The organism is Terrabacter sp. 2TAF16 (assembly GCF_052115065.1).
GTDB lineage: Bacteria > Actinomycetota > Actinomycetes > Actinomycetales > Dermatophilaceae > Terrabacter.
Map to the genome: position 1 here is coordinate 44,886 of NZ_JBFRFZ010000018.1, position 21,531 is coordinate 66,416.

Sequence of the window (21,531 nt, forward strand, 5' to 3'; positions counted from 1 at the left end):
CGTGGCGTCAGTCGGTGACGGCCGAGGCGCCGTCACCCGGCTGGATGCGGGGGTATTCGATCTTGGGGCACGTGTCCATGACGACGGCGAGTCCGGCCGCCTCCGCGCGATCGGCGGCCTCCTCGTCGATGACCCCGAGCTGCAGCCACAGTGCCTCGATGCCGAGCCGCTCCCGCTCGGCGATCGCCTCGTCGACGACCTGCCCGACGCGGGCGCTGTTGACGAAGCAGTCGACGACCTTGACGACGGTGCCGTCCGGGATGTCGGCCAGCGTCGCGTAACCCGTCGCGCCGTGCACCGTCGCCGCGCTCGGGTGCACCGGCACGAGGCGGATGCCGAGCTCGCGCTGGAGCCACAGGGACACGCGGTAGGCCGTGCGGTCGGGATTGTCTCCGAGACCGACGACGGCCCACGTGGCCGGGGTGTGGAGCAGGTCCCGGATGACGTCGGGGTCGTTGTGGTGCGGACTCATCCCGTCATCTTCACACGTCGGCGTGCCGGGATCGCGCCCCGACGGCGTCCAGCCGACCGTGGTTGGATGGCCGGATGCGATTCGGAATGTTCGTTCCCCAGGGCTGGCGTATGGACCTCGTCGGCATCGAGCCGGCCCAGCAGTGGGAAGCCATGGTCAACCTCGCCAAGCACGCCGACGACGGAGACGTCTTCGAGTCCATCTGGGTCTACGACCACTTCCACACCGTGCCGCAGCCCTCGGGCGAGGCCACGCACGAGGCGTGGTCGCTCATGGCGGGCTTCGGCGCCGCCACGAGCCGGGTGCGGCTCGGGCAGATGTGCACGTGCATGGCCTACCGCAACCCCGCCTTCCTCGCCAAGGTCGCCGCGACCGTCGACGTCATCTCCGGCGGCCGCACCGAGATGGGCATCGGCGCCGGCTGGTACGAGCACGAGTGGCGCGCCTACGGCTACGGCTTCCCCAAGGCGGGCGACCGCCTCGGCGCGCTCCGCGAAGGCGTCCAGGTCTTCCGCGACATGTGGACGAAGGGGTCGGCGACCCTCGACGGGAAGTACTACCAGGTCGACGGCGCCCTCTGCGCGCCCCGGCCCCTGCAGGGCACGAGCCACCCGGGCAGCGCGCTCAACGGCATCCCGATGTGGATCGCCGGCGGCGGCGAGAAGGTGACGCTGAAGATCGCGGCGGAGTACGCCGACTACACGAACTTCGACGGCAGCCCCGAGGGCTTCGACCACAAGAGCGCGATCCTCAAGGGCCACTGCGACGACCGCGGTCGCGACTTCGGCGAGATCGTCCGCTCGGCCAACTACAACGTCGTCATCGGCGAGACCGACGCCGACGTCGAGGACCGCCTCCAGTTCTACGGCGAGCTGCTCCGCAAGGGCGGCGTGGCCGACGACAAGGCCGCCGCTGCCGTCGAGGACCTCCGCAAGCAGCCCGCCGTGGGGACGCCCGACAAGATCGTCACGATGCTCAAGGACATGGAGGCCCGCGGGATGACGTATGCCATCACGTACTTCGCGGAGGCCGCCTACGACCGCTCGGGCATCGAGCTCTTCGAGCAGACCGTCGCTCCCGAGCTCACGGCCTGACGCTCCCGCTCCGATCCCGCCGTTCGAGGTGATGCCGGCACCCACGTGGGTGCCGGCATCACCTCGAACCGGGACGGTCCGGTGGCCTACCAGGCGGTCCAGCCGCCGTCGACGGCGACGACCTGGCCGGTGACGTAGGCGGACGCGTCCGAGGCGAGCCACGTGACGACGCCGCGGAAGTCGTCCTCGGTGCCCATCCGGCCCAGCGGGGTGAGCCGCTCGTAGCGCTCGACGAACGACTCGTCCTGACCGCGCGCGATCCCCCCGGGGGCGAAGGCGTTGACCCGCACGTCGGGCGCGAGCACCGTCGAGAGGTAGCGCGTCAGCTGGGCGATGCCGCCCTTGCTCGCCGCGTAGGCCGCGGGGTTGCCCATCCGGGTGCCCTCGTAGAGACCCATGTTGGGCCCGACGAGACCGTAGATGCTCGACACGTTGACGACGCTCCCGTGACCCGAGGCGCGCAGGAGGGGCGCGAGCTGCCGGGTCAGCGAGAAGGGGGCCGTGACGTTGAGGGCCAGCGCCATCGCGAAGGCGTCGTCGGTCTGCTCCTCGAAGGGGACGGCATACCCGGGGACGCCGGAGGTGCCGGTGAACGCGGCGTTGTTGACGAGGACATCGCAGGCGCCGAGGCCACGGACGACGTCGACGACGCGCGAGATCCCCTGCGGTTCAAGAAGGTCGGCGGCAACGGGGACATGGTCGCTGCCGGGGAGCGCAGCGGCGGCTGCCGCGCAGCTCTCCTCGTCGAGGTCGACGACGACGATGCGGGCACCCGCCCTCGCCAGGGCGTCGGCGAGCACGCGGCCGAGCGGTCCGGCGCCCCCGGTCACGACGGCCGTGCGTCCGGTGAGCGACGTCGTGGGCGTGGGCGTCATCGTGGGTCCTCCGTCTGGGCGATCGGGGCGGCGACGTCGAGCCACGGCAGCGTGATGAGCCCGGCGCCGATGAGGGCCTCGATGAGGCGGAACTCGTACTCGTCGTCGATGGAGAAGGCCTGGGCCTCGGGGATCTCGAGCCCTTCGTGGGTGCCCTCGTCGAACCACGAGCTCTCGAGGCGGCGCACGAAGTCGGCCCGCCAGAGGTAGAAGTTGCCGTTGATCCGGAGGAACCGGCCGACGTCCTGCCGTCGGGTGACACCCGTGCCCGCCTCGAAGTAGCGGGAGAGCGCGCCGTCGCGGGACCCGTCGGGGCGCACGCCGACCCACACCGGGTTGAAGGTGGGTTCGGAGACGCTGATGACGCCGTCGAGGGCGGGCGTCGTGGCGAGGCGTCGGACGGCCTCGGCCAGCTGGGACGGCACCCGGGCGGGACTCGTCGGGTCGAGGAGTAGCACCGCGTCGTAGGAACCTCCCTCGTCGCTCTCGACCCACTCGAGGGCATGACGCACGACCGGGGCCATGGGGGTGTCGTCGGCCGCGAGCTCGGCCGGGCGCAGGAACGGGGCTTCTCCACCGTGGGCGCGCACGACGTCGGCGATCTCGGCCGAGTCGGTCGTCACGACGCAGCGGGTGACCTCCGGCGTCATCGCCGCAGCACGGACGCTGTGGGCGATGAGGGGCAGGCCCCACATCGGACGGATGTTCTTGCCGGGTAGGCCTTTCGAGCCGCCACGTGCCGGGATGACCGCGAGGACGCGGGGCGGGGTGTGGTCGGTCACGAGCCGTCCTCGGTGTCGGAGTCGGGGTTGGGGCCCTGCGAGGCCAGGGCCCTGGCCTCGTCGCAGAGACGGACGGCGTCGATGCCGTCGGCCAGGGTCGCCGGCGCTCCCCGGGCGATCCGCTGAGCCGCGGGGGACCACGGCTTGAGCTCGAGGGCCGCCCGCGCCTGGGTGCCCATGACGATGTCGCGGTCCAGGTCGTGCTCGAAGACCTGCTCGCTCACCTCGCCGTCGGAGGTCGCGTGCCGAACCATCGCGCGCGTGACGTCCCACTCGAGGATGCCGTCCGAGGTGTGGATGACGACCCCGCGCGACGTCGGGCGGGTGACGTAGTCGAGCCGCGCGGTCACGGTGAAGCGGTCGCGGGTGGTCCAGAGCAGCGTGGCGGCCTGCTCGGCCTCGATGTCGAGCGGACCGCTCGTCTCGAGGAACGAGCCGACGAGGTCGGGGCGGCCGAAGAGCACGCCGGCGTAGTCGATCTCGTGGACCATGTCGCGGAGCACACCGCCCTCGTCGCGCCGGGCGGAGTAGGACTCGCGGTAGTCGCGGTCGGGCCGCCAGTCCGGCAGCCACGACTGCGAGCGCACGTGGGCCGAGGCCGGTCCGTCGATGCGGCCGACGAGCCGGCGCAGGTGGCGGAAGGCCTCGTGCGCCCGGAGCGGCGCGGCGACCCAGATGTCCTGGGCTCGCGGGTGGGCGCGGAGCACGGCCGCGTCATCGGCCGACCCGGCGACGGGCTTCTCGACGAGGACCGACGCCGCACCGGCGTCGAGCGCCAGGACGGTGTCGCTGACGTGCCGGGCGGTGTCGGTCGCGACGACGACGAGCACGCCCGGCAGGGCGCCCGGGCCCGTCGCGTCGTCGAGCAGGCGAGCGCGGGTGACGTCGTCGACGGCGCCCGGCCCGAGCCCGCGGTCGCGGACCGGCCAGAGCGCGACGTCGGCGCCCTCCTGCCGGAAGACCCGCGCGTGCCGCTGCCCGATGGAGCCGGAGCCGCGCACGACCACGGGCATCGACGACGGAGACGGGCTGGGCACACCTGCAGGCTAGAGGACGGCGCCGCGCACCGCTCAGGTCGCCGGGCACGACGCGGGTGGCTGAGCGGTGGGCCGGCCCCGCACCGGTACCTTCGAGCCTGTGACGAGCACGCCCGAAGGCACCGCGCCCACCGCCGCACCCGCGAGCGGCTCGCTCGGAGCGCACTCGGTGGTCTACCTCGTCGGCACGGCGCTGCAGGGCCTCGGCGTGCTCCTCGTCCTGCCCTTCGCCACCCGGGTGCTCGGCGCCGTCGAGTTCGGTCGCGTCGCAACAGGTCTCGTCGTCGTGCAGATGGTCGGCACCATCGCCGCCGCCGGACTGCCGCAGGTCGTGCTCCGCGAGCACCACCGCGGTGCCGAGGGCCCACGGGTCGCGCGGGCCCTCGCCGGGACGATGGTGCTGCTGGCCCTCGGGCTCGGCGTCGTCGGCCTCGCGCTGGCCCTGCTCCTCTCGGCCACCGGGCACGCGGACCTCCGACAGTGGGTGCCGCTCGTCCTCGCCGCGGTGGCCCTGACGACGGTCGTGGCCGGCCAGACGCTGATGCGGGCGCGACTCCAGCCCTGGGGCTTCCTCGCCCTCGCCGTGCTCGCCACCGTCGGGGCACAGCTCGCGGGACTCCTGGCGGCGCGGGCCGAGCCGACCGCGGGGACGTACCTCACGGCATACGCCGTCGTCGTCGTGCTGGCTGCCGTCCTCGCCCTCGTCCTCGGCCGTCCGCTGCCGCCCACGGTCGAGCGCGCGCGGGTCCGGGCGGGCATCCGCCTGGCCACGCCCCTGCTGCCGCAGGCGGCCGCGATGCTCGGCCTGCTCTCCGGGGACGTGCTGCTGGCCAGGGTCCTCGTCGGCGAGGCCGGGGCGGGCAGCTACCAGGTGGCGCTGCAGCTCGGCAACATGCCGTTCGTGCTCGCCGTCGCCCTCTTCAACGCGTGGGGGCCGCTCGTGCTCTCGCACCCCATCGACCGCCGCTGGGCATGGACGGCCCGCACGGGCACCGCCCTGACGACCGTCGTCGCGGCGGGCGCGGCGGGGGTGGCGCTGCTCGGGCCGTGGCTCGTCGCCGTCATGGCCGACCCCGGCTTCGACCACGTCGCCATGGTCGGCGCGCTCGGGGTCATCTGCACGGTGTCGGTGTCGTACATGCTCTACCAGGGCTCGTCGCTCGCCGTGCTCGACGCCGAGCGCACCGGCCGGCTCGCCTGGGCCGCGCTCATCGCGCTCGCGGTCGTCGTCCTCGTCGCGCTCTGGCTCGCGCCGCGGTCGGGCGCGACGGGTGGGGTCGTCGGCGTCGCGATCGCCAAGGCCGTGGGCTACGTCGTGCTCATGGCCCTGACGACGTGGTTCGCGCGGACCCACTCGCCGCTGCGCTGGCCGCCGCGGGTGGCCGTCGTGGCGCTCGCCGGTGTCGCGCTCGCCCTCGTGGGTGCCGTGCTGCCGCTGGAGGGGCCGGCTGCGTGGGTGCGCGTCGCACTCGCCGCCCTCGTCGGGGCGGCCGCCGTGGCCGTCGCGCCGCGGATCCTGCGCGTGCTGCGCGGATAGGATGAGGCGCTCGCCCGGCTCGCCTCGATCCGGCACGCACCGACACGCAGGAGAGACGCTTTCGTGGTGACACCGCTCGTCCACATGGGGTTGGGCTACGACGACCTCCTCGTCCCGGCCCTCGTGCACGCGGGTTTCGAGACGAAGGACCTCATCCTCGTCGTCCGCACGGACGCCAACCTCGCGTGGGTGCGCCGGCACGCGCCGCGCGCCACGACCGTCCGGCTGCCGTATGCCGCCGCGCGCAAGGCCAACGTCGTCAGTGGCCTCGCGCCCCACGCCGCTCTCAAACGGGCCTGCGCCGGGGTGGGTCTCGACCCCCTCGACCTGCTCGTGTCCGAGCGGGCGCTGCGCCGCAACCGGGTCGACACCGCGATGAATTTCCTCAACCTCGCCGCCGAGGAGCTCGAGGCGGCCATCGAGGGTCGCGGCCCCGTCCTGGCCCTCGTCGAGTTCACCGTGACGTCCGAGCTGCTCACGGCCGGCCTCGTGACCCACCACGGTGGCCTCGCGACCTGGCCCCGCGGCATACGCCTCCCGTCCGACCGCTTCGGCCTCATCGGCGCGCCCAAGGGGATCACCCTGTGGGAGCGGCAGGTCGAGGACCCGTCGGCCCTCGCCGCGGGTCAGGCCTTCATCGACACGTGGCGGGCCGAGCACGGTCGGCCGATGGGCTTCGCGCGCAACCTCAAGGTCGAGACCGGCCAAGAGATCTGGCGGCTCGCGAGCGACCGCATCAAGGAGTTCGCCGTCGACCGGGGCGCGAACCTCCAGCTTCCCCGGCCCTCGGACTACGCCAGGCTCCCCTGGCTCAACCCCGTCAAGGCGCGGCTCAACCTGCGCGAGTACCAGGACCGTCGCTGGGACCCGGTGCCCGAGAAGTTCGTCTTCCTGCCGCTACAGGTGCAGCCCGAGTCGAGCGCCGACGTCATGGGTCAGGAGTGGCGCGACCAGGCCTACACCGCAAGGGTGCTCGCCGAGGCGCTCGCGCCGCTCGACATCGGCGTCGCCGTCAAGGAGCACGCGCACTTCATGTGGCGCCGCGACCCCGACTACTGGCCGCAGTTCGACGCTCACCCCAACATCGCCACGATCGACCCCTTCGCCGACTCGCGCGAGCTGATGAAGCAGGCGGTCTTCACCGTCACCGCGACCGGCACGGTCGGCCTCGAGGCCGGCCTCCTCGGACTGCCGGTCGTCACCGGCGCCGAGATGCCGTGGAGCGGCCTGGGCAACGTCGCGCAGCTCGACTCGCCCGACGACCTGACCCGGTTCGTCGCCGACCGCGGCTGGGAGTCGCTGCGCGCCGACCAGGCCACGATCGACGAGTGGTTCGTCCACGACTACGTGCGCAACTCGTGGGAGGGTCTCGTGCTCGACCCGCCGCGGGTGCCCGCGGTGCTCGAGCCCGACAACATCCGCAAGGTCGGCGGCGCGCTCGGCGAGGCCGCGGCCTCGCTCGGCCACCGGGGCGGACCCGCATGACGGGCGACGGCACCGGCTGGGTCGTCTTCGGCGCCGGCGGCCACGCGCGCTCGGTCGTCGACGTCCTCGAGCGCGCCGGTCACGCCGTCGTCGCGGTCTCGGGCGCCGTCCCGGCAGGCGAGTCCTGGCACGTCGACGTGCTCGTCGACGACCGGGAGGCCTTCGAGCTCCTCGCGGCGGAGGGACTCCACGCGGTCGTCGCCATCGGTGCCAACGCGGCTCGCGCGCGGCTCGTGCGCGAGCTCGTGGCACGCGGGATCTCGGTCCCGCCCGTCGTCGCCGCGACCGCGACGGTCTCTCCCCGAAGCGTGCTCGGGGCCGGGTCGGTCGTGCTCGAGCACGCGCACGTCGGACCGGCCAGCACCCTCGGTGAGGCCGTCGTCGTCAACACCGCGGCCGTCGTCGAGCACGACTGCACCGTCGGCGTCGGCACCCACGTCGCGCCCGGCGCCGTGCTCCTCGGTGCCGCGTCCGTGGGCGAGCTGACCCTCGTCGGCAGCGGAGCACGCGTCCTTCCCGGCGTCTCGGTCGGGTCGAGCGTCACCGTCGGGGCCGGCGCCGTCGTCACCACACCCGTCGCCGACGGCGCGACCGTCGTCGGCGTCCCCGCAGCCACGCGCCCCACCGGAGGCACCGCATGAGCGACCACCTGAACGCCGTCCACCCGGTCGCGATCGGCGATGTCGAGGTCCCGACCCCCGGTGACGTCTACGTCATCGCCGAGGCCGGGGTGAACCACAACGGCGACATCGAGCTGGCCCACCGCCTCGTCGACATCGCGGTCGCGTCCGGCGCGGATGCGGTGAAGTTCCAGACGTTCTCGCCCGACAAGCTCGTCTCGTCGGCGGCCGCGACGACGCCCTACCAGCGTGACCGCGGCGGAAGTGCCGACCAGCGCAGCCTGCTCGAGGCCCTGACCCTGCCCAAGGAGGCCTGGGTCGAGCTGCGCGACCACGCGACCGAGGCGGGGACGACCTTCCTCTCGACGCCCTTCGACCTCGACAGCGCCGAGATGCTCGTCGAGCTCGGGCTGCCCGCGCTCAAGGTCAGCTCTGGAGAGCTGACGAACCTGCCCTACCTGCGTGAGATGTCGCGACTCGGGGTCGTCCTGCTCGTCTCGACGGGGATGGGCACCCAGGACGAGGTCGAGGCGGCCGTCGAGGCCTGCGCCGACGCGCCGGGCCTCGTGCTCTTCCACTGCGTCTCGGCCTACCCGGCGCCCGTCGAGGAGTGCAACCTGCGGGTCATCCCGCGCCTGACCGAGCTGCACGGCATACCCGTGGGGTGGTCGGACCACACGCCCGGGCTCACGACGGCGCTCGGCGCCGTGGCGCTCGGTGCGCCGATCCTCGAGAAGCACTTCACGAGCGACCGCACCCTCCCCGGCCCCGACCACCTCGCCAGCCTCGAGCCGGACGCGCTCACCGACTACGTCGCGACGACGAAGCAGCTCGCGCTGGCTCTCGGCGACGGCGTCAAGGTGCGCATGCCGTCGGAGGAGGAGAACGCCGTCCTCGTCCGGCGGTCGTGGCACGCGGCGCACGCGATGCCGGCCGGCTCGGAGCTCGCGGGCACCGACCTGCAGCTGCTGCGCCCCGAGGGCGGCGTCAGCCCCGCCGTCGACATCCGCGGACGCGTCCTGGCCCGCGCGGTCGAGGCCGGAGCCCCCGTGACCGACGCCGACCTCGTCGGCTGACCCGTGGCCTCCACGCACACGGTCGCCGTCTTCGTCGGGACCCGCGCCGACCTCGGACCGCTGTCGCCGGTGCTCGAGGCCCTGCAGTCGGCGAGCGACGTGACCCTGCGCGTCCTGACCGGGGTGATGTATGCCGCCGACGACCTCGTCGCGGCCCTGCCCTCGAGCGTCACGGCGGACAAGTGGCGCGGGGCCGTCGTGCCGCTCGCCGAGCCGATGACGGCCGTGACGGTCGACGCCCAGCTCGAGCAGGGTGCGCTGCTCGCGCGCGCCTGCGGACGGGCGCTCCGGGACGAGCACGTCGACGTCCTCGTCGTGCTCGGCGACCGCTGGGAGCTGCTCTACGTCGTGCCGCCCGCCGTCCTGCTCGGGGTGCCGGTCGTGCACCTGCACGGGGGAGAGGTGACCGAGGGGGCGCTCGACGAACGGGTCCGCCACGCCGTCACCAAGCTCGCCGACCAGCACTGCGTCGCGTCCGAGGACGCCGCGGAGCGGGTGCGCCAGCTCGGCGAGCCGGCCGACCGCGTCCACGTGACCGGGGCGCCCGGCCTCGACCGGCTCGCGACCGCGTCGCCGATCCCCGACGCCGACCTCGGCGACCTGCTCGGCACGACCGTCGAGCGACCGCTCGGCCTCTTCACCTACCACCCGCCGACCGCCCAGCCCGGTGCCCCGGTGGGGCAGTGGGCGCGCGAGGCCGCCGAGGCCGCGCTCGCCGCGTGTGGCACCGTCGTCGCCACCCACCCGGGCATGGACGAGGGGCGCGACGAGATCCTCTCGGCACTGACCGGCCTCGCGGCACGCGAACCCCGCCTCCGGCTCGTCGCCGCCCTCGGCCGTGACTACCCCCGCGTCCTCGCGGCCGCCGACGTCGTCGTCGGCAACTCGAGCTCGGGCGTCATCGAGGCCGCGACCCTGCACGTGCCGGCCGTCGACATCGGCGAGCGTCAGCGCGGTCGGCTCCGGGGCGACAACGTGGTCCACGCGGCCGAGGGGCGGGAGACCGTCGAGGCCGCGCTGCGCACCGCGCTCAGCCCCCGCTGGCGGGAGCACGCGGCGCACGTCGCCAACCCCTACGGCACGGGTACGGCGAGCGCCGCCATCCTCGATATCGTTCGGACAGCGGCGCTCGCCCCACGGGCCAAGCACTTCGTGGACCTGCACCCGGCACGCGTGGTGGGCAGGCAACGGGCCCGCCGCACGAACGAGGAGGAAGAGGAGTGACAGCGCGAGACCTGCGCGCGGCGTGCGCGCCGACCACCGCGACGATCCGCGACGCCCTCGAGGTCGTGGACCGCAGCGGCAACCTCGTGTGCCTGCTCGTCGACGACGAGAACCGCCTCGCCGGGCTGCTCACCGACGGCGACCTGCGCAGAGCCTTCCTCAAGGGCACGAGCCTCGACGACGCCGCCCTCGACCACGCCACCCGGACGCCGCACTTCGTCGCCGCCGGGTCACCGCGGGCGCTCGTCCTCGACCTCATGCAGGCCCTGCGCATCTCTGCCGTGCCCGAGCTCGCCGACGACCGCACCCTCGTCGGCCTGCACACCCTGTCGGACGTCGTCGGGTCGGCACCGCTGCCCAACGTCGCCGTCGTCATGGCCGGTGGTCGCGGCACGCGCCTCGGCGACCTGACGAAGGACACCCCGAAGCCGCTCATGACCGTCGCGGGCCGCTCGATCCTCGAGTGGATCGTCCTCGGTCTCGTCGGTGACGGCATCCGCGAGATCTACGTCAGCGTCAACTACCTCGCCGAGCAGATCGAGGAGCACCTCGGGGACGGCTCCCGCCTCGGGTGCACGGTCCGCTACCTCCGGGAGGACCCGGAGCGACCGCTGGGCACGGCAGGCTCCCTGACGCTCCTGCGCGACGAGCGGCCCGACCTCGAGCACGCCGTGCTCGTCATGAACGGCGACCTCATGGTCGAGTTCGACGCGAGCGACCTGCTCGACGCGCACCGGCGGACGGGCGCCGCCGTCACCGTCGCGACCCGCACCTACCAGCACGAGGTGCCGTTCGGCGTCGTCGAGAGCACCGACGGGCGCGTCATCGGCGTCTCGGAGAAGCCGACCCTGAGCTTCGACATCAACGCCGCTGTGTACGCCGTCGAGCCGCGGGCGCTCGCCTGGCTGCCCACCGGGCGCGCCAGCACGATGCCGGGCCTCGTCGAGACGTGTCTCGCGCGCGACGAGCCGGTGACGGCGTGGCCGATCCAGAGCGACTGGATCGACGTCGGCACCCCGAAGGACCTGGCCCGCGCGAAGGGCGAGACGTGAGCGCCCGCGCGAGCGACGACGTGACCGCCACGGTCACTGCTGATGTGGCAAACGGCATACGAGCACACATGGACGACGAAAAGGCAGCTGTGACAACACCTTCCGCTCCAAGCAACACCGTTGAGATCCCCGACATCGAGCTGACCGCGCGACCCGTCGAGGGCTCCGTCGCCGGCAAGACCGTCCTCGTCACGGGCTCCGACGGCTTCATCGGGTCCCACGTCGTCGAGCGGCTGCTCGCCGACGGCGCACACGTGCGCGCCTTCTGCCTCTACAACTCCAACGGCTCGACGGGGTGGCTCGACGAGTCCGACACCTTCCGCGCCGCCGTCCGCGACGGCCAGGCCGAGGTCGTCCTCGGCGACATCCGCGACCCCGAGCACGTCATGGCGACGACCGAGGGCGTCGACGTCGTGCTCCACCTCGCGGCGCTCATCGCGATCCCCTTCTCCTACGTGGCTCCCCGCTCCTACGTCGAGACCAACGTCATCGGCACGCTCAACGTGCTCGAGGCCGTCCGTCGCCACGGCACGCCGCGGATGGTCAACACGTCGACCTCCGAGGTCTACGGCACGCCCGAGTCGGTGCCGATCACCGAGGCGCACCCACTGCGCGGCCAGTCGCCCTACTCGGCGACGAAGATCTCGGCCGACAAGATGTGCGAGTCGTACGCGCTGTCGTTCGAGACGCCGGTGACGACGCTGCGCCCGTTCAACACGTTCGGGCCCCGCCAGTCGACGCGCGCCGTCATCCCGACCGTCCTGTCGCAGCTGCTCGCCGGCGCGAGCCAGCTCAAGCTCGGCGACGTCACGCCGAAGCGCGACTTCACCTTCGTCGCCGACACGGCCGACGGCTTCGTCCGCGCGGCTCTGGCCGACGTCGCGCCCGGCACGACGATCCAGCTCGGCACCGGGCGCACCGTCTCCGTCGGCGACGTCGTCGAGCTGTGCCGCAAGGTCACCGGCAGCGACGCCGAGATCGCCACCGAGAGCGATCGCATCCGGCCCGGGGGGTCCGAGGTGCAGATCCTGCTGTCCGACCCGTCGCTCGCCAACGAGGTGCTCGGCTGGGCGCCCACCGTGTCGCTCGAGGAAGGTCTCGCCGCCACCGCCGAGTGGCTGCGGCCGCGCGTCGACCCCGAGACGGCCGGCCGGTACCACCGGTGACCACGACCGGCGAGGCGCACGCGCCCGGAGCGCGCGGGCCCGAGGGCACGATCCCGCTGGCCGTGCCCAACATCGGCGAGCTCGAGCGCCGCTACGTCCTCGAGGCCGTCGAGTCGGGCTTCGTCTCGTCCGTCGGACCCTTCGTCGCGGAGTTCGAGCGGCGTTTCGCCGAGCGGGTCGGGTCGAAGCACGCCATCGCGTGCGCGACCGGCACGGCCGCGATCCACATCGGCCTGCTCCTGCTCGGGGTCGGTCGCGACGACGACGTCGTCTGCTCCGACTTCACCTTCGTCGGCTCGGTCAACCCGATCGCCTACTGCGGCGCGCGGCCGGTCCTCGTCGACGCCGAGTGGACGACGTGGAACATCGACCCTGCCCTGCTCGCGGCCGAGCTCGACCGCCGCGCTGCCGCGGGGGAGGCACAGCCCAAGGTCGTCGAGATCGTCCACGTGCTGGGGCAGCCCGCCGACATGGGACCGCTCATGGACGGCTGCGACCGGCACGGCATACCCGTGCTCGAGGACGCCGCGGAGTCGCTCGGGGCGACGTGGACGGCGGGCCCCTATGCCGGGCGTCACACCGGCACGGTCGGCCGGATCGGGTGCTTCTCCTTCAACGGCAACAAGATCGCGACGACCGGCGGTGGCGGCATGATCGTCACCGACGACGACGACCTTGCCGCCCGGGCCCGCCACCTGACGACCCAGGCGAAGGTGCCCGACGTCGGCTACCTCCACGACGAGGTCGGTTACAACTACCGCCTCACGAACATCGCGGCGGGCCTCGGGCTCGCCCAGCTCGAGCGGCTCGACGAGTTCGTCGCGGCCAAGCACCGGATCGCGTCCCGCTACGACGCCGCGTTCGCCGACCTGCCGCTCGTCCTGCCGCCGCGCGTCGACGGGCTCGAGGCGACGTACTGGCTCTACTCGGTCCTCGTGCCCGAGTCCGACGGGCGCGGGCGTGACGAGTTCCTCGACCACCTCAACGGGCTCGGCGTCGGGGCGCGCGCGCTGTGGCGGCCGCTGCACGACCAGCCGCCGTTCCTGTCGGCGCCCCTCGTGGGTGGCGCTGTCGGTGACGGCCTCTTCGCCCGAGGCCTCTCGCTGCCCTGCGCGACCGAGCTGACCGACGCCGACCAGGACCGCGTCATCGCGGCGGTGCGCTCCTTCTTCGTCTAGGCCTGCTTCGCCCGGGCCGGACGGCCGACGCAGCGCGCCACGGGGTGGGGCAGGATGTCGTCGTGGAGATCGCCATCGGGCTGCTCGCGATCGCAGCCACCGTCCTCGGGGGGTCCTGGCTCGCCGACCGCTTCGACCTGCCGCCGCCGCTCGTCCTCATCGTCATCGGCATCCTCGGGTCCTACCTGCCGTTCGTGCCCGAGGTGGCCCTGAGCCCCGAGGTCGTGCTGCTCGGCATCCTCCCGCCCCTGCTGTACGCCGCGGCGATCCAGACGTCACTCGTGGACTTCCGCAACAACCGGGGCGTCATCCTCAGCCTGTCCGTCGGGCTCGTCCTTTTCACGGCCCTCGGGGTGGCGCTCTTCCTGCAGTGGGTGCTCGGCCTCGACTTCGGGGTCGCCTTCGCCATCGGCGCTGTCGTCGCTCCGCCCGACGCGGTCGCGGCCACGGCCGTGGGCCGCCGCATCGGACTCCCACGCCGGCTCGTGTCCATCCTCGAGGGGGAGTCGCTCGTCAACGACGCCACCGCCCTCGTCTCCCTCCGGACAGCGTTGGCGGCGGCGGGTCTTGCGTCGGGGGTCTCGTCCGGTGGGGTGTCGTTCGGCGGCGTCGTGCTCGACTTCGCCTGGGCGTCGGTCGGGGGCATCGCGATCGGCGTCGTCGTCGCGCTCGTCGTGTCGGTGCTGCGCCGGCACTTCTCGACCGAGCCGGCCTTCGACACGGTGCTGTCGTTCATGGTGCCCTTCGCGGCCTACGTCCCGGCGGAGGAGCTGCACGCCTCGGGCGTCATCGCCGTCGTGACGGCCGGCCTCGTCCTCGGCCACAAGTCGCCGCGCACCCAGACCGGCGCCTCGCGCCTCAGCGAGCGGATCAACTGGACCTCGATCCAGTTCCTCCTCGAGAACGCCGTCTTCCTCCTCATCGGGCTGCAGGTCTTCTACGTCATCGCCGACGTCCGCACCTCGAGCCTGTCCGCCGGGCAGATCACGCTGGCCGCGGTCGGCACGCTCGTCGCCGTGCTCGTCCTGCGGCCGCTCTGGATCGTGCCGTTCCGCTTCCTCAGCACGCGGGTGTTCCGCATCGAGGCACACGCTCCGTGGACGCACACCGTCGTCCTGTCGTGGGCCGGCATGCGAGGCGTGGTGACGCTCGCGGCCGCCCTGCTGCTGCCCCCGGAGACCCCGCACCAGAAGGTCCTCGTCCTCATCGCGGTTGTCGTCACGATCGGCACGCTGCTCATCCAGGGCACGACGCTGCCGGCCCTGGCACGCTGGCTCGACGTGCGCGGGCCCGACCCGCGCGAGGACGCGCTCCAGGCGGCCACCGTGCTGCAGGCCGCGACCCGGTCCGGTCTCGAGGTGCTCGACGGGATGGACGACGTGGACGAGGCGACGCGGGAGATGCTGCGGTCGCGGTCCGAGGACCGGCTCAACCAGATGTGGGAGCGGCTCGGGCCCCGCAGCGGCAACGACGACGAGACGCCGAGCGTCCGCTACCGACGCGCCCGGATGCAGATGCTGCAGGCCGAGCGCGACGAGGTGCTCCGGCTGCGCGACGAGGGGCGGGCCGACCACGTCGTGCTGCGCGTCGTCCTCAGCACGCTGGACCTCGAGGAGACCATGCTCGACCGCATCGACGACCAGGAGAGCCGCCTGGCAGAGAGTGAGATGTTGCCCGTGGACACGATCGAGGCTCCCTGTGAGCACCTCCAGGACACCGACTCGTGCGTCGAACCGCGCACGCCGGAGGGTTGCGAGGAGTGCCTGCGCGACGGCACGACGTGGGTGCACCTGCGCCTGTGCCTCCAGTGCGGGCACGTCGGCTGCTGCGACTCCTCCGAGATGAAGCACGCCACGGCACACTTCCACGAGACGCAGCACCCCGTGATGCGCTCCATCGAGCCGGGTGAGGCCTGGCGCTGGTGCTTCGTCGACGAGGTCGTCGGCTGAAGCCGAGGATCGTTCAGCCGGCGTGCTCGGCCAACAGGGTCAGGAACGCGGCGCCGTACTTCTCGGCCTTGACCGGTCCGATGCCGTTGACCGTGAGCAGGTCGGCCGTGCTGCCCGGTCGGGCCTTCACCAGCTCCCACAGCGTGCGGTCGGGCAGCACGACGTAGGCAGGCACGCCCTCGGCGTCGGCGATCGACCGCCGCTCGGTGCGCAGCAGCTCGAAGAGCGCCCGGTCGGCAGGGCTGGCTTCGGCCCCGGCCCCGGTCCCCGACCCGGCCCTGGTCGAGCGCGAGCCCGACGACGAACGGCTGCGTGCCGGCGCGGCCGAGAGCCGGCGCAGCTCGACCCTCTCCACGCCGTCGAGGATCGGACGGGCCGCCTCCGTGATGGTGAGGGCGCCCATCCGGCCCGGATCGGGGACCAGGACCGAGCGCGCGACGAGCTGGCGGATGACCGAGCGCCACTCCCGGTCGGCGAGGTCGCTGCCCACCCCGAAGGTCGGCAGCTGGTCGTGCTCCCAGCTCGCGACCTTGTCCGTGCGCTTGCCGAGCAGCACGTCGATGACGTGCCCGGCGCCGAAGCGCTGGCCCGTGCGGATCACGGCCGAGAGCACCTTCTGCGCAGGCACGGTCGCGTCCCACATCTGCGGCGGCTCCAGACAGGTGTCGCAGTTGCCGCAGTCTCCGGACTCCTCGTCGAAGTAGGCCAGCAGCAGACGCCGGCGGCACGAGGAGGCCTCGGCGTACCCCAGCATCGAGTCGAGCTTCATCGAGTCCACGCGCCGGTGCTCAGGACTGCCGTCGGACCGCATGATGAACGAGCGCTGCTGCACGACGTCGGCGAGACCGTACGCCATCCACGCCACCGCCGGCTCGCCGTCGCGGCCCGCCCGACCGGTCTCCTGGTAGTAGCCCTCGAGGCTCTTCGGGAGGTCGACGTGCGCGACGAAGCGCACGTCGGGCTTGTCGATGCCCATGCCGAACGCGATGGTCGCCACGACGATGACGCCCTCGTCATGACGGAACCGTTGCTGGGCGGCGGCCCTCGCCTCGTTGGGCAGGCCGGCGTGATAGGCGATGGCGTCGTATCCCTGCTGGCGCAGGAGCGCCGAGATCTCGTCGGTGCGCTTGCGTGACTGGCAGTAGACGATGCCGGCCGAGCCGCGGAAGCCTGCGCCGTCGTTGCCGCTCTCGAGGAAGCGCAGCAGCTGGGCGCGCGCGTCGCCCTTCTCCTCGACGACGTAGCGGATGTTGGGACGGTCGAAGCTCGAGACGAACTCGGCGGCGCCGTCGAGGCGCAGCCGCTGGTAGATCTCGTTGCGGGTCAGCGCATCGGCGGTGGCGGTCAGCGCGATGCGCGGCACCCGGGGGAACCGGGCAGTGACCTCGGCGATGCGGAGGTACTCCGGCCGGAAGTCGTGGCCCCACTGCGACACGCAGTGGGCCTCGTCGATGGCGAAGAGGGCGATGCCGGCGCCGGTGGCCGCGTCGTCGAGCAGACGCAGGAACGAGGGCATGAGCAGGCGCTCGGGCGCGACGTAGAGCAGGTCGAGGCGGCCCTCACGCACGTCGCGGCGGACGGCATCCGACTCCTCGGCGGACGAGGTGGAGTTCCAGAAGGCCGCTCGCACGCCGAGCAGGCGCAGCGCCTCGACCTGGTCGTGCATGAGCGCGATGAGCGGCGAGACGACGATGCCGACGCCGGGCCGCACGAGCGCGGGCAGCTGGTAGCACAGGGACTTGCCGCCGCCGGTGGGCATGAGCACGACCGTGTCGTGACCCGCCACGACGCGGTCGACGATCGCCTGCTGGGCCCCGCGGAACGAGCTGAAGCCGAAGACGTCGTGCAGGACGCGACCTGCGGCCTCCTCGTCGTGCCGGCCCTCGTCCGCGGCGACGGGTGCCTCGATCGTCACCTCGGCGTCGACGACCTCGAGCTCGGACCCGACCAGCTGCTTCTCCATGACCCGGCGAGCGTACCTGCCACCGCCGACCGGGCTCAGGTGAGCCGCTGCGTGACCGTGTGGGTGTCGCCGTCGTGGACGACCGTCGTCATGGCACCCTGCACGAGCGCGAGGAAGGGCGCGACGTGGCCGCACTCGACGTCGGCGACGATCGGCACGTCGAGCATCCCCAGGGCATCGACGACGGCCGCGTGCTGCGTGAAGCCGTGCGGCTCTGGCGCGCTGGTCCGGGACACGAGGATGCCGCTCGCGGCGTCGAACCAACCACGCAGGCGCATCGCGTGCAGGGCACGGCAGATGTCGTAGGAGTTCCACTCGGCGATGTCGAGCAGCACGACGGTGCCCTCGGGCGCGTGGTCGCGCGCGAAGGCAGCGATGTCCGCGAAGCGGCCGCCCGCGAGGAAGCTCACCGTCTCGACGCACCCCGCGACGAGCCTTCCGGAGAACGTGATGGGTGCGTCCTCGTGGCCCGGATCGATGCGGGTCCACGTCCCTCGGCCCTCGAGGGTCATCTCGGAGACCGTCGGGTTGCCGGCGTAGTCGTCCCAGCCGCCGGCACGGTGCCGCCCGGGGGAGTGCTGCCGCAGCTCGTCCCCGGCCGCGGCGCCCGCCACGTCGACCCAGTGGAGTATGCCGCCCGGCACGGCATACGGGGTGTCCATGAGGTTCTGCCCGTGGATCGTCGCGATGCCGGTCGTGAGGGTGAGGGGGGTCAGCCACGTCGACGTGTCGGAGAAGCCGACGCACCAGGTCGGCTCGGCGGCGGCGACCGCGTCGAGGTCGAGCAGGTCGAGCAGGTCGATGCCGGTCTCACCGCCCCACGGCGGGACGACCGCCCGGATGCTCGGGTCGAGGAGCATCCCCATGAGCTCGGCCGCGCGGGCTTCGCGGGGCCCGCTCACGTGGCTCGGCGCGTGGTTGAGCTCACCCACGACGACGTCGAAGCCACGGTCGCGGAGGCACTGGACGGCATACGCGAACCGTCCCCAGAGCTCGTCGGAGACGCCGGAGCTCGGCGAGGTCACGCCGATCCGGTCGCCGGGGCGCAGTGGGGCAGGGTAGCGGATCGGCATGGCTGCCATCGTGCCAGCCATGCCGATCCGCTTCAGCCCGGTTTCGGCCGGGTCGGTCGGGAGCGTCAGGCCTTGGCGGCCGTGAAGCCCTGCTCGAGGTCGGCGACGATGTCGTCGATGTGCTCGATGCCGACCGAGAGGCGCACGAGGCCCGGCGTCACGCCTGCAGCGAGGCGGTCCTCGTCGGGGCCCTGGGAGTGCGTCGTCGAGGCCGGGTGGATGACGAGCGAGCGGACGTCGCCGATGTTCGCGACGTGGCTGTGCAGGGTCAGCGCCTCGACGAACCTCTTGCCCGCCTCGAGGCCACCGGCGATCTCGAACGAGAGCACGGCGCCGGCGCCACGCGGCGTGTACTTCTCCGCGAGAGCGTGGAACGGGCTGTCCGGCAAGGACGCCCACACGACCTTCTCGACCTGGTCGTGACCCTGGAGGAAGGCAGCGACCTGGTGGGCGTTCTCGAGGTGACGCTCGATGCGCAGCGACAGCGTCTCGATCCCCTGGGCGATGAGGAACGCGTTGAAGGGCGACGCGGCCGGGCCGAGGTCGCGCAGCAGCTGGACGCGGGCCTTGAGGATGAAGGCGAGGTTGGCGCCGAGCGGGCTGCCGACGCCGAGGTCGCGGGCGAAGACGAGCCCGTGGTAGCTCTCCTCGGGCGTGTTGTAGTTGGGGAACTTCTCCGGGTCGGCGCCGAAGTCGAACGTGCCCGCGTCGACGATGACGCCGGCGATCGAGGTGCCGTGACCGCCGAGGTACTTCGTCGCCGAGTGCACGACGATGTCGGCGCCCCACTCGATGGGGCGGATGAGGTAGGGCGTCGCGACGGTGTTGTCGACGACGAGCGGTACGCCGTGCTCGTGCGCGAGGGCCGCGACGGCCTCGATGTCGAGGATCTCGCTCTTGGGGTTGGCGATGGTCTCGCCGAAGAGGAGCTTGGTGTTGGGGCGGATCGCCGCGCGCCACGAGTCGATCGACGTCGGGTCCTCGACGAAGCCGACCTCGATGCCGAACTTCGGCAGCGTGTGCTTGAAGAGGTTGAACGTCCCGCCGTAGAGGCTGGGGGAGACGACGACGTGGTCGCCCGCCTCGGCGATGTTGAGCACGGCGAGCGTCTCGGCAGCCTGGCCCGAGGCCACGAGGAGGGCGCCCACGCCGCCCTCGAGTGCCGCGATCCGCTGCTCGACGACGTCGGTCGTCGGGTTCATCAGACGGGTGTAGATGTTGCCGAACTCCTTGAGCCCGAAGAGGTTCGCGGCGTGGTCGGTGTCGTTGAAGACGTAGCTCGTCGTCTGGTAGATCGGCAGCGCGCGGGCCCCCGTGGCACTGTCGGGGGCCTGGCCGGCGTGGATCTGCTTGGTCTCGAAGGACCAGTTGGGCTCGGTCATCGGTCGTCCTGCTCTTCCTGGGTCGTGTCGCTGACCGGGGTCCCGTGTCACCGGGCCCCGTGCACCGACGGGTCGGTGCGGGAGAGAGGCTCTCCGCGCTTGCACGAGCGCCGGGTGGCGTCGACGGGCCAGGTCTTCACCCGGGGCACCCCACCGCGGTTGGAGGGTTGCCGGCCAGCGAGCCGGGGCTTGTCGCTGGCGCTCATGACCTACCGGCGAGTGTACGTATGCGTGTCCGCCAGGTGGGAGGCCATGTCCTCATCGTGGACGGGCCCTTTCCGACGAGCGTTCCCGATCGGCGCAGGGCCGCGTCGAACCGGACGGGATGGCTTGCAGGGCAGACCAGTTCGTTGTCCACAGGGGTGGCCTACCTCTTGAAAGTCGCTCGAACACCTGTTCTGCATATCTGCTTGGGTGAAGTAGGATCTGTGGATGACCGCGAATCCGGTTCGGGGAGTGGACTACCCGTCCACCTACCAGCAGCTGCTGGAGTGGTTCCCGGACAACCAGTCCTGCCTGGACTACCTGGCCGGACTGCGCTGGCCCGACGGGTTCGTGTGCCCGAAGTGCGAAGCCACTGAGTTCTGGCGCACCGGTGCCGGGCTGTGGATGTGCCGGGCCTGCGGGCGGCGCACGTCGGTCACCGCTGGAACGATCTTCGACCGGACGCGGACGCCGTTGTCGACCTGGTTCGCGGCGATCTGGTTCCTGACCTCGCAGAAGAACGGGATGTCCGCACTCGGCCTGCAACGGGTCCTCGGGTTCGGCTCCTACGAGACGGCGTGGGCCTGGATGCACAAGCTGCGCCGGGCGATGGTCCGCCCGGAGCGGGACAAGCTGTCCGGGATCGTGGAGCTCGACGAGACGATGATCGGCGGCGTCACCCGCGGCCGGATGGGCGGCTACGGCGACAAGGTCGCGGTCATGATCGCCATAGAACACAACGAAACCCGCCGCCTGGGCCGAGTCCGGCTCGGCGTCGCCACCCAGCCCGGAACCGCCGAGCTGGTCGACTTCGCCACCCGGGTCATCGAGCCCGGATCAACGATCCGCACCGACGGCGCCCGCACCCTGCGCCGGCTCGCCGACCTCGGCTACACCCACGAGTTCACCCTCGGCTACTCCGCGCCCGACAAGGCCAGCGTGCTGCCCGGAGTGCACCTGGTGGCCTCACTGCTCAAGCGCTGGCTGATCGGCACCCTGCACTTCCGCGTCGAGGAGGCACACCTGCCCTACTACCTCGACGAGTACACCTTCCGGTTCAACCGCCGCAACGCGAAGTCACGAGGACTGCTCTTCTATCGGCTGCTCGAGCAAGCCGTCGACACCGACCCGCACCCGCTCAAGGGCCTGCTCAAGCCAGAAACCGGCATACCCGACTTCACCTAAGCAGATATGCAGAACACCTGTTCTACTTGAAGGATCGCCGAGAGGAGGCTCGCCGTGCCGTACACCCCGTCACCGGTGGAGTCCTCCGGTGCGCCGGCGGGTGGGCGCTGGAGGACTCTGAGGGTGGCGTGGACGGCCGACCGTGGCCGACTGTCCCGGTCGCTGGAGCCGGTGCTG

The 21,531-nt window shown here is 72.3% G+C and carries 18 protein-coding genes and 1 riboswitch; of the genes, 11 read left to right on the forward strand and 7 right to left on the reverse strand.

The annotated features are described in order from the left end of the window. Positions 1 to 7: 7 nt before the first annotated feature. Complete coding sequence (locus tag AB4Z14_RS20305) at positions 8 to 472, reverse strand: CoA-binding protein (RefSeq protein WP_442276796.1); 465 nt, start codon at positions 470 to 472, stop codon at positions 8 to 10. 74 nt (positions 473 to 546) lie between these two features. Between AB4Z14_RS20305 and AB4Z14_RS20310 the strand changes: the two genes are divergently transcribed. After that, the gene (locus AB4Z14_RS20310; protein ID WP_442276797.1) at positions 547 to 1,566 is read left to right on the forward strand and encodes an LLM class F420-dependent oxidoreductase; all 1,020 of its coding nucleotides are present in this window, start codon (positions 547 to 549) and stop codon (positions 1,564 to 1,566) included. Positions 1,567 to 1,652: 86 nt separating this feature from the next. Here the strand turns inward: AB4Z14_RS20310 and AB4Z14_RS20315 are convergent, their stop codons facing one another. The 3 genes from AB4Z14_RS20315 to AB4Z14_RS20325 are packed head-to-tail and all read right to left on the reverse strand — an operon-like array spanning position 1,653 to position 4,260. After that, positions 1,653 to 2,441 carry an SDR family oxidoreductase gene (locus tag AB4Z14_RS20315; protein WP_442276798.1) on the reverse strand — a complete coding sequence of 263 codons (789 nt, stop codon included), beginning with the start codon at positions 2,439 to 2,441 and terminating at the stop codon, positions 1,653 to 1,655. Next, the gene (locus tag AB4Z14_RS20320) at positions 2,438 to 3,223 is read right to left on the reverse strand and encodes an acylneuraminate cytidylyltransferase family protein (RefSeq protein WP_442276799.1); all 786 of its coding nucleotides are present in this window, start codon (positions 3,221 to 3,223) and stop codon (positions 2,438 to 2,440) included. Before AB4Z14_RS20320 ends, AB4Z14_RS20315 begins: the two co-directional genes overlap by 4 nt. Continuing rightward, entirely contained in the window at positions 3,220 to 4,260 is a 1,041-nt protein-coding gene (locus tag AB4Z14_RS20325; RefSeq protein ID WP_442276800.1) for a Gfo/Idh/MocA family protein, read from the reverse strand. The genes AB4Z14_RS20320 and AB4Z14_RS20325 overlap by 4 nt, the downstream gene beginning before the upstream one ends. 100 nt (positions 4,261 to 4,360) lie before the next feature. Between AB4Z14_RS20325 and AB4Z14_RS20330 the strand changes: the two genes are divergently transcribed. From AB4Z14_RS20330 to AB4Z14_RS20370, 9 genes are all read left to right on the forward strand, one after another. Beyond that, positions 4,361 to 5,797, forward strand: coding sequence for a lipopolysaccharide biosynthesis protein (locus AB4Z14_RS20330; protein ID WP_442276801.1), 1,437 nt, complete (start codon positions 4,361 to 4,363; stop codon positions 5,795 to 5,797). Between the two features lie 66 nt (positions 5,798 to 5,863). After that, positions 5,864 to 7,282, forward strand: a complete 1,419-nt coding sequence (locus tag AB4Z14_RS20335) for a hypothetical protein (RefSeq protein ID WP_442276802.1) — start codon at positions 5,864 to 5,866, stop codon at positions 7,280 to 7,282. After that, positions 7,279 to 7,923 (forward strand): NeuD/PglB/VioB family sugar acetyltransferase, encoded by a 645-nt coding sequence (locus AB4Z14_RS20340; RefSeq protein ID WP_442276803.1) that lies wholly within the window; start codon positions 7,279 to 7,281, stop codon positions 7,921 to 7,923. Before AB4Z14_RS20335 ends, AB4Z14_RS20340 begins: the two co-directional genes overlap by 4 nt. Further along, the gene (locus tag AB4Z14_RS20345) at positions 7,920 to 8,978 is read left to right on the forward strand and encodes an N-acetylneuraminate synthase family protein (protein ID WP_442276804.1); all 1,059 of its coding nucleotides are present in this window, start codon (positions 7,920 to 7,922) and stop codon (positions 8,976 to 8,978) included. Before AB4Z14_RS20340 ends, AB4Z14_RS20345 begins: the two co-directional genes overlap by 4 nt. A gap of 3 nt (positions 8,979 to 8,981) precedes the next feature. Next, positions 8,982 to 10,202 (forward strand): UDP-N-acetylglucosamine 2-epimerase, encoded by a 1,221-nt coding sequence (gene neuC, locus AB4Z14_RS20350; protein ID WP_442276805.1) that lies wholly within the window; start codon positions 8,982 to 8,984, stop codon positions 10,200 to 10,202. Next, positions 10,199 to 11,254, forward strand: a complete 1,056-nt coding sequence (locus tag AB4Z14_RS20355; protein WP_442276806.1) for a sugar phosphate nucleotidyltransferase — start codon at positions 10,199 to 10,201, stop codon at positions 11,252 to 11,254. Before neuC ends, AB4Z14_RS20355 begins: the two co-directional genes overlap by 4 nt. A gap of 89 nt (positions 11,255 to 11,343) precedes the next feature. After that, complete coding sequence (locus tag AB4Z14_RS20360; protein ID WP_442276807.1) at positions 11,344 to 12,420, forward strand: SDR family NAD(P)-dependent oxidoreductase; 1,077 nt, start codon at positions 11,344 to 11,346, stop codon at positions 12,418 to 12,420. After that, positions 12,417 to 13,598 (forward strand): DegT/DnrJ/EryC1/StrS family aminotransferase, encoded by a 1,182-nt coding sequence (locus AB4Z14_RS20365; RefSeq protein WP_442276808.1) that lies wholly within the window; start codon positions 12,417 to 12,419, stop codon positions 13,596 to 13,598. Before AB4Z14_RS20360 ends, AB4Z14_RS20365 begins: the two co-directional genes overlap by 4 nt. A gap of 62 nt (positions 13,599 to 13,660) precedes the next feature. Next, on the forward strand, positions 13,661 to 15,547 hold the full coding sequence (locus AB4Z14_RS20370) for a Na+/H+ antiporter (protein WP_442276809.1): 1,887 nt from the start codon (positions 13,661 to 13,663) through the stop codon (positions 15,545 to 15,547). Between the two features lie 13 nt (positions 15,548 to 15,560). Here the strand turns inward: AB4Z14_RS20370 and recQ are convergent, their stop codons facing one another. The 3 genes from recQ to AB4Z14_RS20385 are packed head-to-tail and all read right to left on the reverse strand — an operon-like array spanning position 15,561 to position 19,965. Further along, positions 15,561 to 17,510: a DNA helicase RecQ gene (gene recQ / locus AB4Z14_RS20375; RefSeq protein WP_442276810.1), complete on the reverse strand. Its 1,950-nt coding sequence runs from the start codon at positions 17,508 to 17,510 to the stop codon at positions 15,561 to 15,563. A gap of 35 nt (positions 17,511 to 17,545) precedes the next feature. Further along, on the reverse strand, positions 17,546 to 18,604 hold the full coding sequence (locus tag AB4Z14_RS20380) for an LD-carboxypeptidase (RefSeq protein WP_442276811.1): 1,059 nt from the start codon (positions 18,602 to 18,604) through the stop codon (positions 17,546 to 17,548). Positions 18,605 to 18,648: 44 nt separating this feature from the next. Then, a complete protein-coding gene (locus AB4Z14_RS20385) occupies positions 18,649 to 19,965 on the reverse strand; it encodes a bifunctional o-acetylhomoserine/o-acetylserine sulfhydrylase (RefSeq protein WP_442276812.1) in 1,317 nt (438 codons plus the stop codon). A gap of 90 nt (positions 19,966 to 20,055) precedes the next feature. Further along, positions 20,056 to 20,175, reverse strand: a riboswitch (SAM riboswitch). A gap of 222 nt (positions 20,176 to 20,397) precedes the next feature. On the opposite strand from AB4Z14_RS20385, the gene AB4Z14_RS20390 reads away from it, so the two are divergent. Then, the gene (locus tag AB4Z14_RS20390) at positions 20,398 to 21,354 is read left to right on the forward strand and encodes an IS1595 family transposase (RefSeq protein ID WP_442276813.1); all 957 of its coding nucleotides are present in this window, start codon (positions 20,398 to 20,400) and stop codon (positions 21,352 to 21,354) included. Positions 21,355 to 21,531 lie beyond the last annotated feature (177 nt).

Bases quoted from the DNA above. Each gene is read 5' to 3' on its own strand.
- AB4Z14_RS20305 (WP_442276796.1), bottom strand. From the start codon at position 472: ATGAGTCCGCACCACAACGACCCCGACGTCATCCGGGACCTGCTCCAC.
- AB4Z14_RS20310 (WP_442276797.1), top strand. From the start codon at position 547: ATGCGATTCGGAATGTTCGTTCCCCAGGGCTGGCGTATGGACCTCGTC.
- AB4Z14_RS20315 (WP_442276798.1), bottom strand. From the start codon at position 2,441: ATGACGCCCACGCCCACGACGTCGCTCACCGGACGCACGGCCGTCGTG.
- AB4Z14_RS20340 (WP_442276803.1), top strand. From the start codon at position 7,279: ATGACGGGCGACGGCACCGGCTGGGTCGTCTTCGGCGCCGGCGGCCAC.
- AB4Z14_RS20345 (WP_442276804.1), top strand. From the start codon at position 7,920: ATGAGCGACCACCTGAACGCCGTCCACCCGGTCGCGATCGGCGATGTC.
- recQ (WP_442276810.1), bottom strand. From the start codon at position 17,510: ATGGAGAAGCAGCTGGTCGGGTCCGAGCTCGAGGTCGTCGACGCCGAG.
- AB4Z14_RS20380 (WP_442276811.1), bottom strand. From the start codon at position 18,604: ATGGCTGGCACGATGGCAGCCATGCCGATCCGCTACCCTGCCCCACTG.
- AB4Z14_RS20385 (WP_442276812.1), bottom strand. From the start codon at position 19,965: ATGACCGAGCCCAACTGGTCCTTCGAGACCAAGCAGATCCACGCCGGC.
- AB4Z14_RS20390 (WP_442276813.1), top strand. From the start codon at position 20,398: ATGACCGCGAATCCGGTTCGGGGAGTGGACTACCCGTCCACCTACCAG.